At 73.4% G+C, this 24,901-nt stretch carries 29 protein-coding genes and 1 tRNA gene; 23 read left to right on the top strand and 7 right to left on the bottom strand.

Annotation, left to right across the window (positions count from 1 at the left end):
* Positions 1-74: 74 nt before the first annotated feature.
* From BAY60_RS19015 to BAY60_RS19005, 3 genes are read left to right on the top strand one after another with little or no spacing between them, the layout of a single operon-like run.
* On the top strand, positions 75-1,442 hold the full coding sequence (locus tag BAY60_RS19015) for a replication initiator (protein WP_112282231.1): 1,368 nt from the start codon (positions 75-77) through the stop codon (positions 1,440-1,442).
* The gene (locus BAY60_RS19010; RefSeq protein ID WP_112282230.1) at positions 1,417-1,590 is read left to right on the top strand and encodes a helix-turn-helix transcriptional regulator; all 174 of its coding nucleotides are present in this window, start codon (positions 1,417-1,419) and stop codon (positions 1,588-1,590) included. Before BAY60_RS19015 ends, BAY60_RS19010 begins: the two co-directional genes overlap by 26 nt.
* A complete protein-coding gene (locus BAY60_RS19005) occupies positions 1,590-2,798 on the top strand; it encodes a tyrosine-type recombinase/integrase (RefSeq protein WP_112282229.1) in 1,209 nt (402 codons plus the stop codon). Before BAY60_RS19010 ends, BAY60_RS19005 begins: the two co-directional genes overlap by 1 nt.
* Positions 2,799-2,904: 106 nt before the next feature.
* Here the strand turns inward: BAY60_RS19005 and BAY60_RS19000 are convergent.
* The 3 genes from BAY60_RS19000 to BAY60_RS18990 all read right to left on the bottom strand — a co-directional run bounded on the left by BAY60_RS19000 (position 2,905) and on the right by BAY60_RS18990 (position 5,932).
* Positions 2,905-2,978 (bottom strand) — tRNA-Pro (locus tag BAY60_RS19000).
* 90 nt (positions 2,979-3,068) lie between these two features.
* Positions 3,069-3,767 (bottom strand): DJ-1/PfpI family protein, encoded by a 699-nt coding sequence (locus BAY60_RS18995; RefSeq protein WP_112282228.1) that lies wholly within the window; start codon positions 3,765-3,767, stop codon positions 3,069-3,071.
* Between the two features lie 218 nt (positions 3,768-3,985).
* On the bottom strand, positions 3,986-5,932 hold the full coding sequence (locus BAY60_RS18990; RefSeq protein WP_112282227.1) for an aconitate hydratase: 1,947 nt from the start codon (positions 5,930-5,932) through the stop codon (positions 3,986-3,988).
* A 43-nt stretch (positions 5,933-5,975) separates the two neighbouring features.
* Here BAY60_RS18990 and BAY60_RS18985 point away from each other — a divergent pair, with 43 nt between their 5' ends.
* The 3 genes from BAY60_RS18985 to crcB are packed head-to-tail and all read left to right on the top strand — an operon-like array spanning position 5,976 to position 7,134.
* Entirely contained in the window at positions 5,976-6,422 is a 447-nt protein-coding gene (locus BAY60_RS18985) for a fluoride efflux transporter FluC (protein WP_112282485.1), read from the top strand.
* Entirely contained in the window at positions 6,422-6,763 is a 342-nt protein-coding gene (locus BAY60_RS18980; protein WP_112282226.1) for a DUF190 domain-containing protein, read from the top strand. Before BAY60_RS18985 ends, BAY60_RS18980 begins: the two co-directional genes overlap by 1 nt.
* Positions 6,760-7,134: a fluoride efflux transporter CrcB gene (gene crcB / locus BAY60_RS18975; protein WP_112282225.1), complete on the top strand. Its 375-nt coding sequence runs from the start codon at positions 6,760-6,762 to the stop codon at positions 7,132-7,134. Before BAY60_RS18980 ends, crcB begins: the two co-directional genes overlap by 4 nt.
* 1 nt (position 7,135) lies before the next feature.
* Here the strand turns inward: crcB and BAY60_RS18970 are convergent, their stop codons facing one another.
* Complete coding sequence (locus BAY60_RS18970; protein WP_112282224.1) at positions 7,136-8,086, bottom strand: LLM class F420-dependent oxidoreductase; 951 nt, start codon at positions 8,084-8,086, stop codon at positions 7,136-7,138.
* Positions 8,083-10,194: a S9 family peptidase gene (locus tag BAY60_RS18965; RefSeq protein WP_112282223.1), complete on the bottom strand. Its 2,112-nt coding sequence runs from the start codon at positions 10,192-10,194 to the stop codon at positions 8,083-8,085. Before BAY60_RS18965 ends, BAY60_RS18970 begins: the two co-directional genes overlap by 4 nt.
* 154 nt (positions 10,195-10,348) lie before the next feature.
* On the opposite strand from BAY60_RS18965, the gene rocD reads away from it, so the two are divergent.
* The 3 genes from rocD to BAY60_RS18950 are packed head-to-tail and all read left to right on the top strand — an operon-like array spanning position 10,349 to position 13,621.
* A complete protein-coding gene (gene rocD, locus BAY60_RS18960; protein ID WP_112282222.1) occupies positions 10,349-11,584 on the top strand; it encodes an ornithine--oxo-acid transaminase in 1,236 nt (411 codons plus the stop codon).
* A gap of 16 nt (positions 11,585-11,600) precedes the next feature.
* Positions 11,601-12,980, top strand: coding sequence for a DUF2252 domain-containing protein (locus BAY60_RS18955; protein WP_112282221.1), 1,380 nt, complete (start codon positions 11,601-11,603; stop codon positions 12,978-12,980).
* A 5-nt stretch (positions 12,981-12,985) separates the two neighbouring features.
* Positions 12,986-13,621, top strand: coding sequence for a phosphatase PAP2 family protein (locus tag BAY60_RS18950; RefSeq protein WP_112282220.1), 636 nt, complete (start codon positions 12,986-12,988; stop codon positions 13,619-13,621).
* On the opposite strand, the gene zapE is transcribed toward BAY60_RS18950, so the two are convergent.
* Entirely contained in the window at positions 13,572-14,624 is a 1,053-nt protein-coding gene (zapE, locus tag BAY60_RS18945; protein WP_112282219.1) for a cell division protein ZapE, read from the bottom strand. The genes BAY60_RS18950 and zapE overlap by 50 nt on opposite strands.
* Positions 14,625-14,684: 60 nt before the next feature.
* On the opposite strand from zapE, the gene BAY60_RS18940 reads away from it, so the two are divergent.
* The 12 genes from BAY60_RS18940 (at position 14,685) to BAY60_RS18885 (ending at position 22,165) form a co-directional block, all read left to right on the top strand.
* On the top strand, positions 14,685-15,467 hold the full coding sequence (locus BAY60_RS18940; RefSeq protein WP_112282218.1) for a pyrimidine reductase family protein: 783 nt from the start codon (positions 14,685-14,687) through the stop codon (positions 15,465-15,467).
* On the top strand, positions 15,464-16,087 hold the full coding sequence (locus BAY60_RS18935) for an RNA polymerase sigma factor (RefSeq protein WP_112282217.1): 624 nt from the start codon (positions 15,464-15,466) through the stop codon (positions 16,085-16,087). Before BAY60_RS18940 ends, BAY60_RS18935 begins: the two co-directional genes overlap by 4 nt.
* The gene (locus BAY60_RS18930; RefSeq protein WP_112282216.1) at positions 16,084-16,518 is read left to right on the top strand and encodes an Asp23/Gls24 family envelope stress response protein; all 435 of its coding nucleotides are present in this window, start codon (positions 16,084-16,086) and stop codon (positions 16,516-16,518) included. The genes BAY60_RS18935 and BAY60_RS18930 overlap by 4 nt, the downstream gene beginning before the upstream one ends.
* A gap of 117 nt (positions 16,519-16,635) precedes the next feature.
* Entirely contained in the window at positions 16,636-17,106 is a 471-nt protein-coding gene (locus BAY60_RS18925; RefSeq protein WP_112282215.1) for an Asp23/Gls24 family envelope stress response protein, read from the top strand.
* A 12-nt stretch (positions 17,107-17,118) separates the two neighbouring features.
* Complete coding sequence (locus BAY60_RS18920) at positions 17,119-17,433, top strand: hypothetical protein (protein WP_112282214.1); 315 nt, start codon at positions 17,119-17,121, stop codon at positions 17,431-17,433.
* A complete protein-coding gene (locus BAY60_RS18915; protein ID WP_112282213.1) occupies positions 17,430-17,690 on the top strand; it encodes a hypothetical protein in 261 nt (86 codons plus the stop codon). Before BAY60_RS18920 ends, BAY60_RS18915 begins: the two co-directional genes overlap by 4 nt.
* A gap of 53 nt (positions 17,691-17,743) precedes the next feature.
* A complete protein-coding gene (locus tag BAY60_RS18910; protein ID WP_112282212.1) occupies positions 17,744-17,920 on the top strand; it encodes a hypothetical protein in 177 nt (58 codons plus the stop codon).
* Positions 17,917-18,276 (top strand): Asp23/Gls24 family envelope stress response protein, encoded by a 360-nt coding sequence (locus tag BAY60_RS18905; protein WP_112282211.1) that lies wholly within the window; start codon positions 17,917-17,919, stop codon positions 18,274-18,276. The genes BAY60_RS18910 and BAY60_RS18905 overlap by 4 nt, the downstream gene beginning before the upstream one ends.
* A 25-nt stretch (positions 18,277-18,301) precedes the next feature.
* Positions 18,302-18,838 (top strand): DUF6286 domain-containing protein, encoded by a 537-nt coding sequence (locus BAY60_RS18900; protein WP_112282210.1) that lies wholly within the window; start codon positions 18,302-18,304, stop codon positions 18,836-18,838.
* Positions 18,835-19,443, top strand: a complete 609-nt coding sequence (locus BAY60_RS18895; protein WP_112282209.1) for an Asp23/Gls24 family envelope stress response protein — start codon at positions 18,835-18,837, stop codon at positions 19,441-19,443. The genes BAY60_RS18900 and BAY60_RS18895 overlap by 4 nt, the downstream gene beginning before the upstream one ends.
* 4 nt (positions 19,444-19,447) lie before the next feature.
* Positions 19,448-20,524 carry an ATP-dependent DNA ligase gene (locus BAY60_RS18890; RefSeq protein WP_112282208.1) on the top strand — a complete coding sequence of 359 codons (1,077 nt, stop codon included), beginning with the start codon at positions 19,448-19,450 and terminating at the stop codon, positions 20,522-20,524.
* An 87-nt stretch (positions 20,525-20,611) separates the two neighbouring features.
* A complete protein-coding gene (locus tag BAY60_RS18885) occupies positions 20,612-22,165 on the top strand; it encodes an alpha/beta hydrolase (RefSeq protein ID WP_112282207.1) in 1,554 nt (517 codons plus the stop codon).
* 9 nt (positions 22,166-22,174) lie between these two features.
* On the opposite strand, the gene BAY60_RS18880 is transcribed toward BAY60_RS18885, so the two are convergent.
* On the bottom strand, positions 22,175-23,023 hold the full coding sequence (locus BAY60_RS18880) for an endonuclease/exonuclease/phosphatase family protein (RefSeq protein ID WP_112282484.1): 849 nt from the start codon (positions 23,021-23,023) through the stop codon (positions 22,175-22,177).
* Between the two features lie 57 nt (positions 23,024-23,080).
* Between BAY60_RS18880 and BAY60_RS18875 the strand changes: the two genes are divergently transcribed.
* Positions 23,081-24,352: an AMP-binding protein gene (locus tag BAY60_RS18875; RefSeq protein WP_112282206.1), complete on the top strand. Its 1,272-nt coding sequence runs from the start codon at positions 23,081-23,083 to the stop codon at positions 24,350-24,352.
* Between the two features lie 54 nt (positions 24,353-24,406).
* Positions 24,407-24,820, top strand: coding sequence for a pyridoxamine 5'-phosphate oxidase family protein (locus BAY60_RS18870; RefSeq protein WP_112282205.1), 414 nt, complete (start codon positions 24,407-24,409; stop codon positions 24,818-24,820).
* Positions 24,821-24,901 lie beyond the last annotated feature (81 nt).

Genomic DNA, 24,901 nt, shown 5'->3' with positions numbered 1-24,901 from the left:
TGCCGAGCGGGACACGGCCACACGCCTGGTCGTGTCCCGCTCCTGCGTGTGCTGACCAACCGAAAGGCTTCTGCATGCTGACGTGGGAACAACGCCTCGCCCACCGCGTCCGCGCCGCTGGCTACGCCGACTGGCGCGCCAAGGTCCACGCCGTCAACGGCTGCGCCCGCCCGATCCGGCTGTCCGGGGCGCACCAGCTCCAGGACGCCGACACCGGCCGGGTGCTGCACCACCACGGCGGCGACATCTTCGCCCCCTGCGGCAACCGCCGCGCCACCGTGTGTCCCGCCTGCTCCGACCGCTACGCCGCCGACGCCTTCCACCTCGTCCGGGCCGGACTCGTCGGCGGCACCAAAGGCATCCCCGACACGGTCACCCAGCGGCCCCGCGCGTTCGTCACCCTGACCGCCCCGTCCTTCGGCCCCGTCCACCAGGCCAGGACCAGTGCACGCGGGAAGCGGATCCCCTGCGGCTGCGGCGAGACTCACCATGAGGCCGACACCCGCCTCGGCACCCCGCTCCACCCCGAGTCCTACGACTATGTGGGCGCGGTGCTGTGGCAGGCGCACGCCGGGGTGCTCTGGCAGCGCTTCACCATGCGGCTCCGCCGGGAGATCGCCAAACGCGGCGGCCTGCGGGTCCGCGAGTTCGCCGACCACGCCCGCCTGTCCTACGGCAAGGTCGCCGAATACCAGCGGCGCGGCCTGGTCCACTTCCACGCCGTCATCCGCCTCGACGGCCCCGACGGCGCCACCGACCCCGCACCGGCCTGGGCCACCCCCGAACTCCTCGCCGACGCCGTCCACGCCGCCGCCGCACACGTCCTCGTGGAGGTGCCCCGGCCGGACGGGGTAGTGCTCGGACTGCGGTGGGGTGAGCAGGTCGATGTGCGCACCATCGCCCCCGCCACCACCGCCGAACTCGAAGACGACCACGGCCAGATCAGCGAAGCCCGCCTGGCGGCCTACATCGCCAAATACGCCACCAAAGGCACCGGCACAACCCAGGGCGCCGACCGGCCGATCCGCTCCCAACGCGACATCGACCACCTCACCGTCTCGCCGCATCACCGGCGCATGATCCAAACCGCCTGGGACCTCGGCAACCTCCCCGCCTACGAAGACCTGAACCTGCGACGGTGGGCACACATGCTCGCCTTCCGGGGCCACTTCCTCACCAAGTCCCAGCGCTACTCCACCACCTTCAAAACCATCCGGGGCGACCGCCGCACCTACCGCCTCACCGAAACCCTCGACCGCCTCGGCCTCACCGAGCAAGCCGACAGCGTGCTCGTCGTCAACGACTGGCGCTTCGACGGCGCCGGATACCGCGACGACGCCGAACGCGAACTCGCCGCAGGCATCGCCGCCCGCATCCGCGACGACCGCAAAGCCAAATACGACAAGGAATACCGCCATGAACAAGCTGCTCAGCATCGATGACCTCGCCGACTACCTCGGCATCCCCAAAAACACCCTCTACCAATGGCGCACCAAGGGCTACGGGCCACAGGGACGCCGCATCGGCAAGCACGTCCGCTACCGCATGGAAGACGTCGACACCTGGATCGAACAGCAGGGGGCAGTCTGATGGCACGCGTGTGGATCTACGACCGCACGAAGAAGGCGAAGTACCGCGAGGCAGTCGCCAAGGCCAAGAGCAAGGGGCGGAAGCCTCCGGCGCGCTGGGAGGTCATGTACTACGACCACACCGGCAAGCTCCGGTCAGAAGCCGTCACGAACAAGGCCCGGGCCGAGGACCGCCGTACCGAGCTGGAAGCGTCACTCGCGTCAGGAACCTACGTCGATCCGGCCCGCGCCAAGGCGACCTTCGCCGACATGGCGGAGAAGTGGCTGGAGACCCGACACGATCTGAAAAAGTCGACATGGTGGAAGTACCGGGGCCTCCTCGACAACCACGTCAACGTCCGCTGGGGTGACCTTGCGCTGAACAAGATCACCCGCGAGGACATAGACCTGTGGGTCGCGAAGCTGCTCAAGCCCAAAAAGGACGGCGGTAGTGAGCTGGGGCCGTCGCAGGCACGGCACGCGTACCGGGTGCTCGCGATGGTGCTGGAGTGGTGTACACCCTCCCGCATCCCGACCAACCCGGCACGAGGCGTCAAGCTCCCCGTACGAGCGGATGCCGAGCACGTCTACCTGACCTATGAGCAGGTCGAACGGCTGGCTAATGCGGCGGCCGGGCTGCGCACCAAGTACGACCGGCCCACAGCAGGCGCGGCCATCAACAAGGCACTGATCCTCGTCCTGGCCTACACAGGCCTCAGATGGGGCGAGGCTGCCGCCCTGCGGGTCGGCCGGGTGGACCTCCGCAAGCGGCGCATCCGGGTCGCCTCGACCTTCTACGAGATCAACGGCGTGCAGCATGAGGGCCTGCCCAAGACCGGCAAGCGACGCACCGTCTCGTTCCCGGCCTCTCTCGTTCCGGTACTACGGCCGCTCGTCGACGGCCGGGGCGAGGACGAGCTGCTGTTCACCACGGCACGGGGCCAGTCGCTACGGAGCCACAACTGGCGTACCCGCGAGTTCGCCCCCGCCGTCGCGGCAGCCAACCTCAAGGTGGAGGGGCTGACTCCCCACAAGCTGAGGCACACGGCGGCCTCGCTGGCGATCTCGGCCGGGGCCGACGTGAAGGTCGTTCAGCAGATGCTCGGCCACGCCGACGCGGCGATGACCCTGAACATCTACGGTCACCTGTTCCCCGACCGCCTCGACGAGGTGGCCGACGTGCTCGACCTCCGCAGGACAAAAGCTCTGCGGGACCTCAAGGCAGCGTGATGATCTCGGCCCCGGGTGTGTTGGACGAATGTTGGACGCCCCGGGGCCGCTGCCGTGTCCGGGCAAGAGAAAAGGCCGCCTACCTGCGTAGACGGCCTCTTGCCGGTCGGGCTGACAGGATTTGAACCTGCGACCCCTTGACCCCCAGTCAAGTGCGCTACCAAACTGCGCCACAGCCCGGCCATCGCCCTCGTTCGAAGGTGATGGCTGACAGCCTACCGTGTCCGATTCGTGGCCGTGCAGCCAGGTCCGGATCAACGAACGCGCAGGTCAGCGGCCCGCCAGGCGCTCGTACAGGTCCGGGTGGCCGGCGAGGCCCTCCCGCAGCGCGTAGTCCCGCAGCGGTGCCCACTCCGCCCGCGGCGCCTGGTCCCAGTTCAGCGCGCCCAGCGGCGGCTGCGGGTCGTACTCGATCACGAACTGGACGGTCCGCGCCACCTCGGCGCCCGCGAAGCGGTCGACCAGGTGCAGCGCCAGGTCGATGCCGGCCGACACGCCCGCGGCCGTCACCACCCTGCCGTCCTCCACCCAGCGGCGCGTCTGCGGTGTGGCTCCGAAGCCCGCCAGCACCTCCAGAAACGTCCAGTGCGTGGTGGCCTTGCGGCCGTCGAGCAGCCCGGCCGCGCCGAGCAGCAGCGAACCGGTGCAGACGGAACCGACGATCTGCGCCCCGTCGGCAGCGCTGCGCAGGTAGCCGAGCAGCGTCTCGTCGGTCATCGCCCGGATCGTCGGCAGCTGGCCACCCGGCACCAGCAGCGCGAACGGCTCCGGCACGTCCTCGAACCGGTGGCTCGCGGCGAGGCGCACGGGGGTGTCGGTCTGCATCGGGCCGGTGTGCTCGGCCACGACGGCCACCTCGTACTCCGGCTTCATCGCCGCCAGCGCCGACAGCACCTGCAGCGGACCCACGAGATCCAGCGGCGTCAGACCCGGATACAGGACCAGCGCGAACATCTTCGTCTCCGTCATGCGTCCAGCTTCCGCGCAGCCGGCGCCACACCGGGGCCCGATGGCCGAAAGTCTGCGAAGCCTGTCCGACGGCCAGTGGCCTTGCCGCCGGCGGAGCCTGCGGCACGTGGTGACCGCCGGCTACGGCGCTGCGGCTCCGGCTCCACCGAGACGCCTGCGACCGGCGTTTCCCGACCAGTGCGACACCGCGCCTCGGCCTACCGCCGCGCGCACCGGCGTCAGGAACGCGCGAGCAGCGGAATCCGCCCACCGGCGAGCACGGCCTCCACCTGGCGCTCCGACAGCCGGTGACATACCGGGAAACTCTCGTTTTTCGTGGCATTGTGGACGGTCAGCTCCGTGCCGCCGGGCAGCTGCTCGCGCAGCTCGTCCAGCACGAGGCTGTCACCGTCGTCGACCCGGTCGTAGTCGGCCGGGTCGACGAACTCCAGCGGCAGGATTCCGAAGTTCGCCAGGTTCTGCCAGTGGATCCGGGCGAACGACTTCGCCAGCACCGCCTTCAGGCCCAGGTGCCGCGGCGTGATGGCGGCGTGCTCCCGCGAGGAGCCCTGGCCGTAGTTGTCGCCGCCCACCACGACGTGCCCGGTCTCCCCCGCGCCGCGCGCCCGCTCCGGGTAGGTCTCGTCGATCTGGGTGAACGTGAACTCGGCGAGCTTGGGCACGTTCGACCGGAACGGCAACGCCCGCGCGCCGGCCGGGGAGATCTCGTCGGTGGAGATGTTGTCGCCGACCTTGAGCAGCACCGGCCCCTCGATGCGGTCGGGCAGCGGCGGGAAGTCCGGCAGCGACGAGATGTTCGGGCCCTTGACCAGCTCCTCCTGCCGCGCCTGCTCGGGCGGCAACGGCGGCACGAGCATGTCCGTGTTCACCGACGCCTTCTCCGGCAGCCGCACGTCCGGCGACACGCCCAGCCGTTCGGCCAGCTCCCGCGGGTCGGTGATGACGCCCGCGAGCGCCGAGGCCGCCGCCGTCTCCGGCGAGCACAGCCACACCGAGTCCTCCCTGGTGCCGGACCGGCCGGGGAAGTTCCTCGGGAACGTGCGCAGCGAGTTGTGCCCCACCGCGGGCGCCTGCCCCATGCCGATGCAGCCCATGCACCCCGCCTGGTGAATGCGCGCGCCCGCCGAGATGAGGTCGAACGTGTCGCCCATCTTGGTGAGATCGGCGAAGATCTCTCGCGACGACGGGTTGACGTCGAAGCTCACCGCGTCGCTGACCTGCCTGCCGCGCACCAGCTGCGCGGCCACCGCGAAGTCGCGCAGCCCCGGGTTGGCCGACGAACCGATCACCACCTGGCTCACGTCGGTGCCCGCCACCTCACGCACCGGCACCACGTTGTCCGGTGAGGACGGTCGCGCGATCAGCGGCTCCAGCGTCGAAAGGTCGATCTCGTCGGTGACGTCGTAGCGCGCGTCGGGCTCGGCGACGAGTTCGGTGAAGTCGTCCTCCCTGTCCTCGGCGCGCAGGAACTCCCGCACCGCGTCGTCGGAGGGAAAGACCGTGGTCGTGGCCCCCAGCTCGGCGCCCATGTTGGCGATGACGTGCCGGTCCATCGCCGACAGCGTCTCCACGCCCGGCCCGTGGTACTCGATGATCCGGTTGAGCCCGCCCTTGACGCCGTGCCTGCGCAGCATCTCCAGCACCACGTCCTTGGCCGACACCCACGGCGGCAGCTCACCGGTCAACCGGATGCCCCAGATCTGCGGCATCCGCAGGTACACGGGCTCGCCCGCGATGGCCATGGCCGCCTCCAGCCCGCCGACACCCATCGCCAGCATGCCCAGCGAGCCCGCGGCGCAGGTGTGCGAGTCGGAGCCGACCATGCTTTTGCCCGGAATGCCGAACCGCTGCATGTGCGTCGGGTGCGACACCCCGTTGCCCGGTTTGGAGAACCACAGCCCGTAGCGGCGGCACGCCGAGCGCAGGAACGCGTGGTCCTCGGCGTTCTTCTCGTCGGCCTGCAGCAGGTTGTGATCGACGTACTGGACGCTGACCTCGGTGCGGGCACGGTCGAGCCCGATCGCCTCCAGCTCCTGCATCACGAGCGTGCCCGTCGCGTCCTGGGTCAGGGTCTGGTCGATCCGCAGGCCGATCTCCTCGCCGGGGGTCAGCTCCCCGCTCACCAGATGATCGGCGATGAGCCGTTGCGCGACGGTCGGTCCCATGGGCCCGGACTACCCGGCACAGGCGGTGAGCAATCATGGTCCCATGCCGCGCACCCGCCAGTGGGACGTGCTGCTCGCGATCGCCGCGGGCGGCGCGCTCGGCAGCCTCGCCCGCTACGGGCTCGCCGTGGGCCTGCCCCACCCGCCCGGTGGCTTCGCCGTGTCCACCCTGCTGGCGAACGTGCTCGGGTGCGTGCTCATCGGCGTCCTCATGGTGGTCGTCACCGAGGTGGCGCGGCCCCGCCGCCTGCTGCGCCCGTTCGCGGGCGTCGGGTTCTGCGGCGGGTTCACCACCTTCTCCACCTACGTCGTCGACGCGATGGACTCGGCGCTGCAGGGCCGCCCCGGCGTGGCCCTGCTGTATGCGCTGGGCTCGGTGCTCGCCTCGCTCACGGCGGTCCTCGCGGGCATCGTGGCCGCCCGGCTGCTGCTGCGGCCCCGCCGGGCCGGGCACGCCCGCGCCCGGCAACGACAGCCAGGAGGGGTCTGATGCGACTGTCCGGCCGCGCACTGCGGCTCACCGTCTACCTCGGCGAGGACGACCTCTGGCAGCACCGCCCGCTGTATCACGAGGTGGTGCGCCGGGCCCGTCAGGCCGGGCTGGCGGGAGCCTCGGTGCTGCGCGGCATCGAGGGCTACGGCGCCAGCTCGCTGATCCACACCAGCCGCCTGCTCTCCCTGTCGCAGGACCTGCCGGTGGCCGTCGTCATCATCGACGAGGAGCAGCGGATCCGGGACTTCCTGCCGCACCTCGACGAGCTCATCGACGAGGGTCTGGTGACGCTCGACGAGGTGGAGGTCATCCGCTACGTGGGCAGGCGAGCACCATGACCGTGCTCCTGGTGCTCACGGGCGGAGCGGGCGGTGCCGTGCTGCGCTACCTGGTGGACCGGCGCGTGCAGCGCGCCCACGACTCGGTGTTCCCGTGGGGCACGCTGACGGTCAACGTCACCGGCTCGGCGCTGCTGGGACTGCTCACGGCCTGGGCGCTGGCCGGCGGGGAGCCCGACGCCGTGCGCGCGCTCGTCGGCGTCGGACTCTGCGGCTCGCTCACCACGTTCTCCACGTTCGGCTACGAGACGGTGCGGCTGCTCACCGAGCGAGCCCGCCTCTACGCCGTGGCGAACGTGCTGGTCACGGTGTTCGCCGGGTTCGGCGCCGCCGGGGCCGGCCTGGTCGCCGGCACCGTGTTGTGGGGCTGACTCAGCGCGGCGCCAGCGCCCTGACCTGCTCCAGCGGGTCCCCGCCGGTGGGCAGCAGCGCGATCACCGGCGTGGTCAGCCCGTTGTCGACGTAGGACTGGATGCGCTCGCGGCACCGCTGCGGGCTGCCGTGCACGACGAGGTCGTCCACCACCTCGTCCGGGATCACCGCATTGGCCTTCTTGCGCTCGCCCGCGGCCCACGCCTCGTGCATCGGGGCGAGCGCCTCGCCCCGGCCGAGCCAGTCGTGGAACGCCCGGTACACGGGCACGGTCAGGTAGCTGCTGATGAGCATGCGGCCGAGGTTGCGCGCCGCCTCGGCGTCCTCGGTGGGGCACACGAAGATCCGCGCCACGAGCTCCAGGTCGGGCCCGACGACCTCCCGGATCCTCGGCACGTCGGTGGGCGCGAGCCAGTTGGTGATGGCGCCGTCGGCCTCGCGGGCCGCGAGCCGCAGCATGCCGGGCCGCAGGGCGGCGAGCATAACGGGCGGCGCCGGGTCGGCGGGCCGCTCCAGCCGGAACCGGTTCACCGAGAACGTCGGGTAGCTCTCGGTCACCTTCTCCCCCGCCAGCGCCGACCGCAGGAACCGTAGCGTGTCGCGGCTGCGCGCGAACGGCTCGGTGAACTCGCCCGCGTTCCAGCCTTCCACGATCACCGGCGAGGACGTGCCGATGCCGAGCACGAACCGGCCGGGCGCGCACTCGGCGAGTGTGGCCGCGCTCATCGCCAGCAGCCCGGGCCCGCGCGTGTAAACGGGCACGATCGCGGTGCCCAGCCGCAGCGACGGTGCCCACTGCGAGGCCAGCAGCAGCGGGGAGAAGGCGTCGGCGCCCGCCGTCTCGGCCGACCAGGCGTCGGTGTAGCCCAGGTCGGGCAGCTGCTCCACCAGCTCGCGGTGCGCGGGCAACGGCACCCCGGTCAGCGGGATCGTGATGCCCCAACGGCTCATCGGGCGGCCTCCTCGTCGTTCGTCGCGGCGTCCAGCTCCCGCTTGATCCAGTCCACCTGCACCAGCATCAGGTTCTCGGCGACCTCCTCGGCCTGCGGCGTCATGTGCGTCGCGCCGGCCAGCGGCAGGAACACGTGCGGCCTGCCCGCACCGAGCAGCGCCGCCGAGAGCCGCAGCGCGTGGGCGACGAACACGTTGTCGTCGGCCAGGCCGTGCACGATCAGCAGCGCGCGGCGCAGGTTCGGCGCGTCGGCGAGCAGCGAGTTGCGCTCGTAGCATCCCGGATCCCGCTCCGGATGGCCGAGGTAGCGCTCGGTGTAGTGCGTGTCGTACAGCGACCAGTCGGTGACGGGCGCCCCGGCGACGGCGGCGTGGAACACGTCGGGCCTGCGCAGCACCGCCAGCGCGGAGAGGTAACCGCCGTAGGACCAGCCGCGGATCGCCACGCGGCGCACATCCAGGTCGGGGTGCTCGGCGGCGACGGCGTGCAGGGCGTCCACCTGGTCGGCGAGGGTGACCTCGGCGAGCGCGCCCCTGATCTCCCTCTCCCACGCGGGCCCGCGGCCCGGGGTTCCCCGGCCGTCGGCGACGAGCACGGCGAAGCCCTGGTCGGCCAGCCACTGCGAGGTGAGGAACGCGTTGCGGCTCTGCAGGACCCGCTGGGCGTGCGGCCCCCCGTACGGGTCGAGCAGCACGGGAAGCTTCGCGGTGCCGGGCCGGTGCCCGGCAGGCAACAGCAGGGCCGCGCGCAGTCCCCGCTCCCCCACGGTGAGCCACGTGAGGTTCGGTTCGATGCCGGGGTCCACTGTGTACGAATCGACGTGCCGCACGGGCTCGCCGTCGCGCAGCACGGAGACCCTCGGTCCGCTGTGCTCGAGGCTCCACGACGACAGCACGGTGACCCCGGCCGTTCCCGCGCCGATGTGCACACCGTCCGTGGTGGACAGTCGCCGCACGGACCCGTTCTCCGTGCGGTACACGTGGATCTGCGTCGGGTCGGCATCGGAGGCGCTGAACAGCACCTCGTCGGCGACGTGCAGCACGGAGCGCACCTGCAGGTCCGGCCCGGTCACCGGCTTGCCGTCGACGAACAGCCGGTAGGCGCCGTCGGCGGCGCCGACGTGCACGAGCCTGCCGTCGCCGGTCCACGCGGGCACGCCGGCCACGATCTCGACCCAGTCGGGGTCGGTTTCGGCGTGCAGCAGCGTGGTGGAGCCGTCCGCGGGGTTGACGGCGTGGATCTCGAGGCGGCGCTGGTCGCGCGGCTGGACGGCGATCAGCGGGGCGCCGCCCGCCGACCAGTGCACGGCCACCAGGTACTCCCAGTCGCCGCGCCGCACGTCGACCCGGCTGCCGTCGAGGCCGAGGAACGCCAGGGACACGTCGACGTTGGTCGTGCCCGCGGCCGGGTAGGCCACGGTGTTGACCGGGGCGCCCGGGTTGACGGGGTCGGCGATGCTCCAGCGCGGCACGGCGGAGCGGTCGCTGCGCTCGACGAGCAGGCTCTGCCCGTCGGGCGCCCACCAGTAGCCGCGCACGCGGCCCATCTCCTCGGCGGCGATGAACTCGGCAAGGCCCCACGCGATGTCGTCACCGTCGTCGCCGTCCTCGTCCACCAGCGCGCGATCGGCGCCGGAGTCCAGGTCGACCACGCGCAGGCGCCGCTCGCTGACGTAGGCGACGTGGGTGCCCGGCGGGCTGGGGCGGGGGTCGACGACCGCGCCGTCGACGCGCCGCGTGATCGTCCCGCTCGCGAGGTCGGCCGTGTAGAGCTTGCCGGACAGCGAGAACGCCGCGACGGTGAACGCGTCGTCCACGGCGTAACCGACGACACCGCCCGCGCTCTCCCTGGCCCGTTCCCGGCGGGCCCGCTCCTCGGGCGGCAGCTCCTCCTCGCCCGGCAGCAGCTCGGTGGCGTCGACCACCTTCCACTCCGCACCCGAGGCCAGGTCCAGCGACCACAGGCTGTTGCGCCGGTCGGTGCCCGACTCGGCGCGCAGGAACAGCAGCCGCGAGCCGTCCGGGGACACCCGGAACTCCTTGGGCGCGCCGAGGGTGAACCGTTGCGTGCGGGCCTGCCTGCGCAGGAAGGAGAGATCGTCGGTCACAAGGCCCCACTCTGGCAGACCCGCCGGGGCCCGCGCCAACACGGCACGCCGCGCAACGATCGTTCACCGACAGCGGCCGGAAACGCAACGAACAGCGGTTGAGGGCAATGGATTCCGGATGAAGTCTTCGCCAGCTTGGCCTTAGGCTGAACGCATGACGACGCTAGCCGACGGGCCTGCCACGAGCACAGCCACCGCCGACGCCATCGCTGCCGACGAGCGCTGGAGCACGCACAACTACCACCCGCTGCCGGTGGTCATCGCCGAGGGCGAGGACGCCTGGGTCACCGACGTCGACGGCAGGCGCTACCTCGACTTCCTCTCCGGCTACTCGGCGCTGAACTTCGGCCACCGGCACCCCGGCCTGGTGGCCGCCGCCGTCGAGCAGCTGAACAGGGTGACGCTGACGTCGCGTGCTTTCCACCACGACCAGCTGGGCCCGTTCTGCCAGGAGCTGGCCGAACTGACCGGCACCGAGATGGTGCTGCCGATGAACTCCGGCGCCGAGGCCGTCGAGTCGGCCATCAAGGTGGCCCGCAAGTGGGCCTACCGGGTGAAGGGCATCCCGGACGGGCAGGGTGAGATCGTCGTCGCGGGATCGAACTTCCACGGGCGCACCACCACCATCGTGTCGTTCTCCACCGACGAGACCGCCCGCGCCGACTTCGGCCCGTTCACCCCCGGCTTCGTGGTGGTGCCCTACGGCGACGCCGATGCGCTGGCCGCCGCCGTCACCGAGCGCACCGCGGCCGTGCTGCTGGAGCCGATCCAGGGCGAGGCGGGCGTGATCGTGCCCCCGGACGGCTACCTGGCGCGGGCCCGCCGGCTGTGTGACGAGGCCGGCGCGCTGCTCATCGCCGACGAGATCCAGTCCGGGCTGGCCCGCACCGGCACCGTGCTGGCGCTCGACCACGAGGGCGTCACCGCCGACCTCTACACGCTGGGCAAGGCGCTGGGCGGCGGCATCCTGCCCGTGTCGGCGGTGGTGGGCCGCGCCGACGTGCTCGGGGTGCTGCGGCCCGGCGAGCACGGCTCCACCTTCGGCGGCAACCCGCTGGCCTGCGCGGTCGGCAGGGCCGTCATCCGGCTGTTGTCCACCGGCGAGTTCCAGCAGCGCTCCACCGCGCTCGGCGCCCACCTGCACGCGCGCCTGTCCGAGCTCGTCGGCGACGGCGTCACCGAGGTGCGCGGGCGGGGCCTGTGGGCAGGCGTGGACATCGCGCCCGGCGGGCCCACCGGACGGCAGGCGTCGGAGGCGCTCATGGAGCGCGGCGTGCTGTGCAAGGAGACCCACGGCAGCACGCTGCGGATCGCGCCGCCGCTGGTGATCGGCGAGGACGACCTGGACCGGGGCATCGACGCGATCGCCGAGGTGGTCCGCGCCCGGTAACGGGCACCATGGGGGGATGGACGACCCGATCGATCTGAGGACACCGGTCAGCCCGGACGAGGTGCACGCGCGGGGCGCGGCGTTGCGGGACGCCACGCCGCCGTCCTCGCACGACCACGACCCGGTCAGCGACAGCAGGCCCGCGGTGCTGGACTACGTCGAGGCCAGCAACGCGGGCCGGCTGCCCCACCTGGTTCCGCTGCGCATCGGCAAGATGATGGCCTCGCCGTTCTCGTTCTTCCGTGGCGCGGCGGGCCTGATGGCCGCCGACCTGGCAGGGACCCCGGCGAGCGGGCTGAGCGCCCAGCTGTGCGGCGACGCGCACGCCGCCAACTTCGGGTTGTTCGGCACGCCCGACGGCCAGATCGTCATGGACATCAACGACTTCGACGAGACCGTGCCGGGTCCGTGGGAGTGGGACCTCAAACGGCTCGCCGCGAGCCTGGTGCTCGCGGGCCGCGAGGGCGGGGTGCCGGAGAAGCAGTGTCTCGAGTCCGCCGAGGATGCCGTGAAGTCGTACCGGCGCACGGTGCGCGCGCTGGCCGAGCTGCCGTTCATGCGGTCGTGGAACGCGCTGCCCGACGCCTCCGTGGTGGCCAAGGCGAAGGCCGACGAGCTGATCGACGACTTCGAGAAGGCCGCGGCCAAGGCGCGCAAGAACACCAGCGCCAAGATCGCGGCCAAGCGCACGGAGGAGTACGAGGACGACGCGACCGGGCGGCGGTGGCGGCGTTTCTCCGAAGACCCGCCGACCCGCACGCGCGTGGACGAGGCCACCGCCGAGGCGGTCATCGGCGGCCTGGAGTCGTATGTGGACACGCTGCGGGAGTCGCGGCGCAACCTGATCGCCCGTTACAGTGTCAGCGACGTGGCGTTCCGCGTGGTGGGCACCGGCAGCGTCGGCAGGCGCTGCTACATCGCCCTGTTGCACGGCAACGGCGACGAGGCGCTGGTGCTGCAGCTCAAGGAGGCCTGCCCGTCGGCGCTGGAACCCTTCGTCGAGACGCGACCCGCCGAGCACGAGGGCAGGCGCATCGTGCACGGCACCCGGCTCGTGCAGGCCGAGACCGACATCCTGCTCGGCTGGACCACCATCGAGGGCAGGCCATTCATCGTGCGGCAGTTCCGCAACATGAAGGGCGACATCGACCCGACCGGCCTCGAGGGCGACCACCTCGACGACTACGGCAGGCTCGCCGGGGCGCTGCTGGCGCGGGCACACACACGCTCGATCGACCCGAGGCTGCTGGCCGGATACTTCGCCGGCGACGAGGACATGGACGAGGCGGTGGGCCGGTACGCGGCGCGCTACGCCGACCAGACCGAGGCCGACCACGCCGAACTCGTGGCCGCCGTCAAGGCGGGCACGGTGCGCGCCGAGGAACCGCCGGACTGATCGGCATGACCTCCACACCCGGCCCGCAGCAGGCGACCACGCCAGCGCGGGCGGCCAGCACGGCGGTGCGGCTCGCGGTCGCCGCCGCGCTGCTGGCCGGCACGCTGGCGCTCGGCGTGGTGTTCGCCGGGCAGCGCACCGCGAGCGGGTTCGACGCGGCCGCCGCCGGCGTGGTCGAGAACTGGCCCGCCCTGCTGCTGCGGGTGCTGGTGCTGCCGACCGAGCCGCCCGTGGTGCTGGCCGCCATGACACTGACGGCACTGGTGTGCGCGCTGCGGCGGCGCTGGGCCGCGGCCGCGTTCGTCCTGGCCGCGCCCGCACTGGCCGTGGCCGTGAACACGTGGCTGCTCAAACCCGCGTTCGGCCGGGTCTACGACGACCACCTCGCCTACCCGAGCGGGCACACGGTGAGCCTCGTGTCGGTGCTGACGGTGCTGGCCGTGCTCGCCCGTGGCGCCACCAGGGCCGCCGTGGCCGCCACGGGCGCGGCGCTGACCGTCCTCGCCGGAGCCGGGATGGTCGGCCTCGGCTACCACTACCTCACCGACGTGGCCGGTGGCGCGGCGTTCGCCACGGCCACCGCTCTCGCGCTCAGCGCGGCGCCGACGGTGCGGCGGCGGCGTCGCGGGCCAGCGCCGTGAGCCTGCTCACCGCGCGCAGGTACTTCTTGCGGTAGCCGCCCGCGAGCATCTCCTCGGTGAACAGGTGTCCCAGCGACGCGCCGGACACGAGCACCGGGATGGCGCGGTCGTAGAGCCGGTCGGCGAGGGCGACCAGCCGCAGCGCGATCGCCTGGTCCTCGGCGGGCCGCACACCGCGCAGGTGCACGGCGGACACGCCGTCGACGAGCCGCCCGTAGCGCGACGGGTGCAACGTCGCCAGGTGCTCGCACAGCCGCCCGAAGTCGTCGAGGGTCGAGCCGGGACGGGCCCGCGCCGACGCGACCAGCGCGTCGTCGCTCACCGGCTCCGGCGGCTCGGGCAGGCCGCGGTGCCGGTAGTCGGGGCCGTCCACCCGCACGACGCCGAACCGCGCCGACAGCGACTGGATCTCGCGCAGGAAGTCCTCGGCAGCGAACCGGCCCTCCCCGAGCTTGTCCGGCAGCGTGTTCGACGTCGCCGCGACGAACACCCCGGCCTCGGTCAGCTCCCGCAGCAGCCGGTTGACCAGCATCGTGTCGCCGGGATCGTCCAGCTCGAACTCGTCGATCGCGAGCAGCGTGTGCTCGGCGAGCCTGCGCACCGCCTCGGCGAACCCGAGGGCGCCCACCACGTGGGTCAGTTCCACGAACGTGCCGTAGGCCTTCGGGCCGGGCACCTCGTGCCAGATCGAGGCGAGCAGGTGCGTCTTGCCCACTCCGAAGCCGCCGTCGAGGTAGAGGCCGGGCCGCTCCGGCGCCGAGCCCTTGCGGTCCTTGCGCCCGAACAGCGCGCGCCATCCCGAACGCCGCCCGCCCCTGCCCTGCGCCACCCGCTCGGCGAAGGCCGCGCACGAGGCGACCGCCTCGGCCTGGCTCGGCTCGTCCGGGTTGGGCACGTAGGTCGAGAAGCGGACGCTGTCGAACCGGGGCGGCGGCACGAGCGAGGTGATCAGCTCGTCCGCCCCGATCTCCGGGTCGCGTGCGGTCAGCGTCTCGATGGCCATGCCGACGAGGTTACGGGGGCGCCGGAGCCCGAATGGCCACGGCCTTGCCGTCATGTTGGGATGGGACGCGTGCATTGCCTGTGGCCCCTGCCATCCGACGCGGCGTCCGCCGGCCCGCTGACGGTCGCCGACCTCGAACGGATCTACGCCTACCCGGAGGAGCTGACCCGGCCCTGGGTGCAGGCGAACTTCGTGTCCTCCGCCGACGGCGCCGTCACCGTCGCGGACCGCTCGGAGGGCCTGTCCCACCCCGCCGACAAGCGGATCTTCGCGCTCGGCAGGGACCTCGCCGACGTGATCCTGGTCGGCGCGGGCACCGTGAAGGCCGAGAAGTACCGGGGCGCCAAGCCCGGCGAGGTGCGCATCGAGCGCAGGCGCAGGCACGGCCTCGCCGAGGTGCCGACCATCGCGGTCGTCAGCGGGCGCTGCACCATCAGCGCCGACGACCCGATCGTCACCGACACCGTGGTGCCACCGGTGATCGTCACCACGTCCTCCGCCGACCCGGCGCGCAGGGCGGCGCTGGCCGACGCGGGCGCCGACGTCCTGGTGGCCGGGGAGCACGGGGTGGACCTGCCACTGGCCCTGCGGCTGCTCGGCGAGCGCGGACTGCTGCGCGTCAACTGCGAGGGCGGGCCGCACCTGTTCGCGTCACTGGTCGCCGACGACCTGGTGGACCAGCTGTGCCTCACGCTGGCGCCGCTGCTGGCCGGGGCGGGCGCCGATCGCATCGTCGCGGGCCGGGCGGCCCCGGTGCCCCGCACCATGCGGCTGGCCTCGCTGCTGCACGAGGACGGCTTCACGATGTTCCGCTACCGCCGCGACCGCGACGCCGCCGGATGACCGACACGGCGGACACGGCGGGCGCGGCGGGCACCGGTCCGGCCGGTACCGCCGACGCCACGCTGGTGGCGCGGGCCGCGCGCGGCGAGGCCGCGGCCTTCGACGGGCTCGTGCGCAGGCACACGCCGCGCATGTACCGGGTGGCGCTGCGCATCACCGGCACGGCAGCCGAGGCCGAGGACGTGGTGCAGGAGGCGTGGCTGTCGGCCTGGCGGGGGCTGGCCGACTTTCGCGGCGAGTCCGCCGTGTCCACCTGGCTCTACCGGGTGGTGACCAACGCCGCGCTCGGCCACGTGCGCAAGCGCAGGCCCACCGTCTCGCTGGACGCCGCGCTCCTCGCCGGCACCGGCGAGAGCGGCCCCCTGCCCGGACTTGGCGTGCTCGCCGACCCGCACGCCAATCCCGAGGGCCAGGTGGTGCGCGCCGAACAGGTGGATGCGGTCCTGCGCGCCATCGCCGAGCTGGACGTGTCGCAGCGGGTGCCACTCGTCTTGCGGGAGCTGGAGGAGCTCAGTTACGAGGAGGTCGCCGAAGTGCTGGAGGTCAGCGTCCCGGCCTTGCGTTCCCGGCTGCACCGCGCGAGGGTGGCCCTGCTCGCGAAACTCAAGGAGCGGTCATGAGTGCCGGCGCCGACCCCCTCGACGACCCGCGCTGGGAATGGGTGCGGGCGGCCGCGCGCACCCCGGCTCCCACGCCGCCGGGGCTGGTCGAGCGGGTGCTGCGCTCCGTGCGCGGCGTGCGGGGCACGCTGCTGACCGAGCCGCTGGAGCTGGAGCAGGACGGCGGCAGGCTGCGCGTCGGCGAGCGGGCGGTGGTCGTGCTGGCCAGACGGCGGGGCGCCGAACTGGCCGGGGAGATCGGCGGGGTGCACGTCGCGGCCGTGGCGCTGGAGCCCGGCGGGCTCGACGTGCTCGTCACCGTGCGCTACGGCACCCCGGCCGACGAGGTGGCCGAGGCACTGCGCCGCGGGCTGCGGGATGCGCTGGTGGCCGAGTTCGGGCCCGTCGCCCCCGCGGTGAACGTCCACATCACCGACGTCTACGGCGGCTGACGATCCCGTGCTGCTAACCCTTTAGGGGGAGTTCGCGGAAGACCGCGCGGCGAAGCCGCATCGTACGGGGTGAGAAAGGGTTCGATCCCTTTCACGGCGTGCGAAAGGAGCAGCTTCATGGCGCAGAACAGCGCTGCCAAGCCGGAGACGTCGGTCGCGGCCCGGGCGGGTTCGGCCACCGCGCTCAACGAGGAGGGCACCGCGGGCAAGACCACCATCGCCTCGTCGGTGGTGCAGAAGGTGGCGGGCATCGCCGCGCGGGAGGTGTCCGGTGTGTACGCGATCGGGGGCGGCGTCTCCCGCGCGTTCGGGGCGATCCGGGAACGCATTCCCGGCTCCGGCACCGTCACCACCTCCGGAGTGTCGGTCGAGGTCGGCGAGAAGCAGGCGGCCGTCGACCTCGACCTCGTCGTCGAGTACGGCGCGCGCATCGTGGACGTGGCCAGGGCGGTGCGGCGCAACGTGATCTCCACCGTGGAACAGATCACCGGCCTGGAGGTCATCGAGGTCAACATCGCGGTCAACGACATCCACGTCCCGGAGGACGACGAGGCCGGGGACACCAGCACCACCACCCGCGTGGAGTGAGGCGGAACAGCCATGGACTCCGAACTGGCGGACGCCATCGCCCGGGAGGTCGGCGCGCACCCTTCGGTGGTCCGGCTCGACGGCGGACCAGTGGGCACGCTCGCCACGCACCTGCCCGGCCGCAGGATCGCCGGCGTGCGCGTGGCGGGCCCCGGTGAGCCGGTGGACGTCGGCGTGGTGCTGCGCCTCGGCGAGCGCCTGCCCGAGGTGACCGGCGAGCTGCGCGAGCTGGTGCGCGGCGTCGCGGGTGAGGTCGCCGTGAACATCGAGGTGACCGACGTCGTCGCACCGTCCACTGCGGACGGCACGGCGGCCACACCGCGATGAGCGGCGCCGGGGGCCGGGACGCGGAACCGCGCGCGCGGCGGGCGGAGTTCCGCGCCTACGTCCGCGCTCACCATCCCGACGCGGGCGGTGATGCCGACGCCTTCGTCGCCGGGCTGGCCCGCTTCGCCGAACGCGGCCGGCGCAGCTCCGTCGCCGACCGGGCCGACGCGCCCGTCGTGTTCGTCTCGCGACCTGGCGCCCTCACCCGTCTCGTCCGGTGGTGGCGCAGGCGGCGCAGCCCGCCGCGGGTCCGCTGACGCCGGCGCGTCGCCAGATCCGTCCACACTGCACTGACACGGAGGAGCCACGCATGAACGCCACCCAGACCGGCCTGCTCGCCGGTCTCGTCCTGGGACTCGCGGCCGCCCAGAGCTTCGCCGCGTTCCTCGTCACGCTCGCCGTGGGCGTGATCGGTCTCGTCGTCGGCAGGGCGCTCGACGGCCAGCTGGACCTCTCCGAGGTCTTCGGCAGGGGCAGGGACCGGTGAGCACGATCGACCCCGGCGAGCGCGGCACGCTGGAGATCGCGCACGGCGTGGTGCGCAAGGTCGCCGAGCGGGCCGCGGCCACGGTGCCGGGCACCGCCAAGGCCCCGGCCCCACCCCGCATCGCCGGGCTCGGCCGCGGCGGCAACGGCGCCGCGGTGCGCGTGTCCGGCGCGGGCAACGACGTCGACCTCGCCCTCGACCTCGCCCTGCACTACCCGGCCCCGGTGCGCGACGTCGTCGACGACGTGCGCTCGAAGGTCACCGGTGAGGTCGAGCGGATCACGTCCTATCGGGTCCGTGCGCTCGACGTGACGGTGTCGGCGCTGCTGCCGCAGTCCCCGTCACGGGTGCGGTGAAGGGCCGGGAGGAGGAGCAACTGCCGTGCGTGTCTTCGTCCGTCTACTCTCGACAGTGCTGGCGCTCGCCCTCGCGGCGGCGGGCGCCCTGCTCGCGCTGGAGGTCGCCTGGCACTGGTGGCGCCCCGCCGGCGCGCCGCTGCTGCTGCCGTGGCCCGGGTGGCGCGACACCCTCGGCGGTCTCGCCTGGGACTCGCCCCCGTTGCGCGTCGCCGCGATCGTCACCGGTGGCGCGGGCCTCGTCCTGCTGTTGGCCGCGGGCGCGGCCCGGCGCAGGGAGGTGCCGCTGCGCGAGCCTGCCGCCGGGGTCAGGGTCACCACCTCGCCACGGGCGCTGGCGCGGCTGGTCGGCCAGCACGTCAGGGCGCAGGACAACGTCACCGGCGCCACGGTGACCGCGGGCTCGCGCAAGGTCCGCGTACGCGCGACGAGCACGCTGGAGGCCGAGCAGCAGCTGCGGCCGCGGCTGACCGAGTCGGTCACCGCGCTGCTGGACGACGTGCCGCTGGTGCGCCGGCCCACCGTCTCCGTGGTCGTCGACTCCCCGAAGGACCGCCGATGACGAAACCCAGCACCATCTCCGCGAAGGCGCTCGCCCGCTCGTACCGCACCGAGCGCACGCTGACGACCGTGACCGGGCTGCTGGCCGTCGCGATCGCCGCGGTGGTCCTGGTCGCAGGCGCCGGCTGGCTGGGCGAGTTCCGCGCCCGCAGGCCCGTGCTCGACCCGCTCGTGCTGGACTGGCTCGGCGGCCTGCCGCCGTGGCTGGCCCGCGGCGGGGCCATCGCCGCGGGCGTGCTGCTGGCCGTGCTCGGCCTGTGGTGGCTGGCCCGCTCGCTGCGGCCGGAGCGGCGCCCCGATCTGGAACTCGACCACACCGACGGCAGGACGCTGACGGTGACCGCGTCGGCGCTGGCCGGTGCCGTGCGGGCCGACGCCGAGGGCGTGGCCGGCGTCGTCAAGGCGCGGGTGCGCTCGGTCGGCGATGCCGCCGAGCCCGCGCTGCGCCTGCGGCTCTGGCTGCGGGAGGGCAGCGACCTGCGGCAGGTGTGGCACGAGCTGGACACCCGCGTGCTCGCGCGGGCCAGGGACACGCTCGGCGTGGCCGTCCTGCCCGCTGCCGTGCGGTTCGAGCTCGGCTCGGCCCAGCGCCGACGCGTACGGTGAGCGCATGTCGTTGCCGGTCACCCCGCCCGTCAAGCCGATGCTGGCCCGTCCGGCCAAGCGCATCCCCGACTCGGCCGAGCTGCTGTTCGAGCCCAAGTGGGACGGCTTCCGCTGCCTCGTCTTCCGCGACGGCGCCGAGCTCACCCTGCAGTCGCGCTCGCTGAAGCCGCTCAACCGCTACTTTCCCGAGGTGCTCGCCGAGCTCGCCGAGACCCTGCCCGAGCGGGTCGTGCTCGACGGGGAGCTGGTCGTCGGGCTCGGCGGCCGCCTCGACTTCGACGCGCTCACCGAGCGAATCCACCCGGCGCAGAGCCGGATCAGCCTGCTCGCCGAGCAGACCCCGGCCAGCTTCGTGGCCTTCGACGTGCTCGCCGTGGGCGACCGGTCGCTGCTGGACGAGCCGACCGGCGAGCGCAGGGCGGCGCTCACCGACCTGGCGGGCGAGGCGGTCCGGCTCACTCCCGCGACCACCGACCCGGCCACCGCCCGGCACTGGTTCGAGCTGTTCGAGGGCGCCGGGCTCGACGGCGTCATCGGCAAGCCGCTCGCCGAGACCTACCAGCCCGGCAAGCGGGTGCTGTTCAAGTACAAGCACTCCCGCACCGCCGACTGCGTCGTGGCGGGGCTGCGCTGGCACGCCGACACCGCACCCGGCGAGGCCGTCGGCTCCCTGCTGCTCGGCCTGCACGACGAGGCGGGGGTGCTGCACCACGTCGGCGTCGTCGGCGCGTTCCCGGTGGCCCGCCGCCGGGAGCTGGCGGCCGAGCTGGCCGGCCTGGTCACCGAGGGCCCGCACCCGTGGCTCGGCGACGCCGTGACCGAGCACCAGCGGCTGCCGGGCGGGGTGAACCGGTGGCGGCCGAGCGAGCAGCCGTGGGTGCCGCTGCGGCCCGAGCGGGTGGTCGAAGTCAGCTACGAGCACACCGAGGGCGGCCACCCGGCGCGGCTGCGCCACACCGCCCAGTTCGTGCGCTGGCGGCCCGACCGCGACCCCGCGTCGTGCGGCTACGCCCAGCTGGAGGAGCCCGCCCGCTACGACCTCGACGCGGTGTTCCACGGCGAGGTCAAGCGCACACGCTGACGCCGCCCCGCTCACCGCGCTCTCACCCGGCACGTGCGAAGGTGGCTGGGCAAAGCAGATCCCAGGGGGAAGTGAGGACGACAACTCGTGCCGCGCCGTGCCCGCAGGCTCACGCTCGCCGCGCTCGTGCCGCTGATCCTCGCGGGGTGCACCGCGGGGCCGTCCACCCGCCCCCCGGTGGTGGAGAACGACGGGCCCGCCCCGAGCGAGAAGACCACCACGCCCAGCCAGGCCCCGCTGCCCGAGCTCGCCGAGCCACGCGGCTCGGCCATCGACTGGTCGGACTGCGGCGCCGAGACCCAGCAGCGGCTCGGCGCCGACGGCGGCGAGGCGGGCGGCTCGCTGAGCTACTCCTGCGCGCGGATCACCACCACCCTGGACGCCCCGGACCTGCCGCGCCGCGGCATCAAGCGGATCGCCGTGCTCAAGGCGGGCACGGGGCCGGTCCCGCTGGTGGTCGTGAACGACGTCGACGGCGAGCCGGGCACCCTCTACGCCGCGAAGCTGGCCGCCACGCTCCCGCCCGAGCTGCTGGAGACGTTCTCGCTGGTCGGCATGGACCGCAGGGGCACAGGGCAGTCCGACCCGGCGCGCTGCATCCCCAGCGACGTGCGCGCCACCCTGCTCGGGCACGACCCCGCCGCCGGGCTGGAGCCCGTCCTGGACGCCGCGCGTACCGCGGGGCAGCAGTGCGCCATCAACCTGGAGGACGAGCAGGGCGCCCTGGACAGCTGGCGGGCGGCAGGCGACCTCGACGAGCTGCGCGACCAGCTGGGCGTGGCGCGGCTCAACGCGATCGGCCACGGCGAGGGATCGAACGTGGTGGCGCTCTTCGGTGCCCGCTACCCGGGCCGCGCCGGCAGGCTCGTGCTCGACGGCGTGCCCGACCCGTCCGCCGACCGGGCGGCCGTGCTCGACGGCATGGCAGGCGGTGCCGAGGCGACCCTCGACGCGTTCGGCGAGCAGTGCGCGACCGACCCGGGCTGCCCGCTCGGCGGCGACGTGCGCGGCGATGTCACCGCACTCGCCGAGCAGGCCCGGCGCAGCCCCGTGCCGACCGGGCGCGGCACGGCGCTCGGACCGGGACTGGTGCTGCGTGCCGTGCTCGCCGGGCTGGCCGACCGGAACCGCTGGGGCGAGCTCGCGGGCGCGCTGGCCGCCGCGAAGTCCGGGGACGGCGCGAAGCTGTCGGCGTTCGTGGAGCCGATGCTGGTGGAGACGGAGTACGCGGCGGCACGGCTCGACGGCAGCCTCGCCACCCAGTGCAACGACACCGTGACGAGGCTGCCGGCCGACCAGCTCGCCAAGGCGGCGAAGGATCTGGACGCCAGGCACCCGGTGTTCGGCGCCGTGCTCGCGCAGGAGCTGGCCTGGTGCAGCCCGTGGCCGAGCAGGCGCGAGCCCGTGCCCCAGCTCGGCGCTCCCGGCGCGCCGCCGATCCTGGTGATCTCCACGGCCGTCGATCCGGTCACGCCCGAGCGCGGCACCATCAGGGCCGCCGAGCGCCTCCCCAGCGCCGTGCGCGTCGCGTGGCAGGGCACCGGGCACGGGGCGCTCGGCTCGCCGTGTGTGGCCCAGGCGACGCAGGCGTTCCTCGTGAACGGCACCGTGCCCCGCGACGGCACCCTCTGCCCGGCCTGAGCGCGCCGGTCAGCGCAGGGCGAGCTCGGCCAGCACCGGCAGGTGGTCGGAGGCCCGCGTGCCGGGCACGGCCGCCGAGCGCACCCGGATCGGCCCGGAGACCGTCACGTAGTCGATGCGCGAGCTCGGCGTCTCCGCCGGGTAGGTGAAGCCACCGGCACCGTCGCCGTGCGCGGCGGGCCAGGCATCCCGCACCCGCGCGAACAGCGGGACCAGCTCGGGCGCGTCCGGCGGGGCGTTGACGTCGCCGAGCAGCACCTGCGCGGCCCCGCGCGGCGCGCGGTCGAGGATGTCCACGGTTTCGGTGACCTGCGTGGCCCGCACGGCCGGGTCCGCCCGGTGGTCCAGGTGGGTCGAGTAGACGTGGACTACCGTGCCACGCACCGACAGCACCACCTCGGCGAAGCCGGGCGCAGGCGCGGGCGCCGGGTCGGGCTCCACCGTCGACAGCCGCGTGAGCGGGTGGTTCACCGCCCGCACGATCGGGTGGCGGCTGAGCACGGCGACGCCGTAGCGGCGGCGCTCGGTACGCCCGGGTTCCGGGGCGAGGTCGTAGATCGGGGCGAAGAAGGCCCGCATCCCGGTGAGCCGGGCCAGCTCGCTGACCTGGTCGGCGTAGCCGCTGCGGGCCGACCAGCGCACGTCCACCTCCTGCAGGCCCACGACGTCGGCGCCGGTGGCCCGGATGGCGGCCGCCGTGCGGGCGAGGTCGAGGGCGCCGTCGGCGCCGATGCCGGCGTGGATGTTGTAGCTCAGCACGCGCAGCGTGCCCGGCCGGGTGGCGGTCGCGGGCGCGGCGGAGGCGAGCAGCACGGCCAGAGCGGCCAGCACCGAGACGATCACCCGCGGCGTTCGCATGACGATCAAACTAGCCCCACTTGACGGAGGCCGAACCAAGTGTTTCGCTGTCGCGCGGTGAATCTTCTGTCGTTGCTCGCAGGCCTGACCAAGCGCGACCCACACGCCACCATCGCGATCGACGCCGATCCCGGACACCCCGTACACGTGAGCCGCTCCGAACTGTGGCGGCGCACGTTGCAGCTGCGCGCCGATCTGGCGACGGCCGGCGTCGGGCGCGGGGACGCGGTGGCCGTGTGGCTGCCGAACTGGTCGGAGGTGCTGGACTGGCACATCGCCACGGCCTCGCTCGGCGCGCACACCGTGGGGCTGGGCCTGGACGCGGACACCGACGAGGTCGCGCGCGTGGTCCGGGCCGCGCGGCCGAGAGTGGTGGCGCTGGCCCACGGCGCCGGTGAGCGCGACCTGACCGCGACGCTGCGGGAGGCGCTCGCGCGCGCCGAGGTGATCGCACCGCCCGCCGTCGCCGTGGTGGCGGGCCCGCACGGCACGCCTCCGCTGGACCCGGCGCTGCACGACGTGGGCGGAGGCGCCTGGCTGCCCAGCGCCAGCACCGCGGGCATGCCCATGCCGGTGACGAGCGGTGACGAGCCGGCCGTGGCGTTCGGGCCCCGGCTGGCGGCGCACCGGGAGTCGGCGGTGGTGCGGCACGCGCTCGCCGTGGCCCGCGCGATCGGCATCCGCGACGACGACGCCGTGCTGTGCGTGCACCCGCTCACCGGTGCATTCGGCTGCGCGCTCGCGCTGGCCGCGCTGGCGGGCGGCGCCACGTGCGTGCTGGAGCCGGTCACCGACGCCGGGCTGCTCCTGGCGGACATGGAGCGCTTCGACGTCACCCAGCTCGCCGTCACCGACGAGGTGGCGCTGCGGCTGGCGGGGGCGTGGCAGCGGCGGCCGCGGGAGCTGCGCTCGTGGCGCTGGCTCGGGGTGGCCGAGGCCGTCGGCTCGGTCCAGGAGTCCGCGACGTGGGCGGAGAAGGAGTTCGGTGTCGTCAGCACGGGGCTGTACGGCTCGCCGGAGCTGTTCGGGCTCACCGCGCTGTGGCCTCCGGGCTCGCCGGCCCCCCACCGCTGGTGGCCCGGCGGGCACCCGGTGTCGCCGGAGCTGGAGGTCCGCGTCGCCGACCCGCTCACCGGCAGGCCGGTGCCCGCCGAGGAACAGGGTGAGCTGCAGTTCCGCGGCTATGCCGTGGCCGACGCCCACCTCGGCGACGACCCCGCGGAGCGCCCGCTCACCGAGGACGGCTGGTTCCGTACCGGTGAACGGGGCTCCCTGGTGGGCGACGGCGGTTTCCGCTACCTCGGCGCGATACCGGTTTCGTCCCTGTGAGTGAGGACTTTGTGCCCTAGGTGACCGGTCGCGACAGCCCGGATACTCCTGCTCATGACCGACGCCGCACCACGGCGAATGGAGCAGCTCAGCACGGAGGAGTCTCTTCGCCTGCTGGGCAGCGTGTCGTTCGGCCGGATCGCGTTCAGCTTGCATGCCCTGCCCGCCATCCGGCCGGTGAACCATCTCGTCGACGGCGGTGACGTCATCATCCGCAGCCACTCCGACTCCGGCATGACCAATGCCGCCGGGCAGGTCGTCGCCTACGAGGCCGACCGCATCGGCGAGGAGGACCACCTCGGCTGGAGTGTCATCATCACCGGCAAGGCCGAACTCGTGCGCGACGTGGAGCAGCTCGCCCGCTACGAAGGGCGGCTGCGCCCGTGGGTCGCCGTCGAGATGGACGCCGTGATCCGCATCCCGCCCGAGTTCGTCACCGGTTACCGCCTGGTCAACGGCACCCCCTAGCCGCCAGGCACGCTCCCCAATGTGGCATTCGTGGCGTTCGACTTCCCCAATGCGGCATTCGTAGCGCTCAACTTCCCCAAT

The sequence above is a fragment of the Prauserella muralis genome (assembly GCF_003202285.1).
GTDB classification, from domain to species: domain Bacteria; phylum Actinomycetota; class Actinomycetes; order Mycobacteriales; family Pseudonocardiaceae; genus Prauserella_B; species Prauserella_B muralis.
Note: the sequence above shows the minus strand (reverse complement) of the source record. Positions and strands in the feature narration are given on the sequence as shown.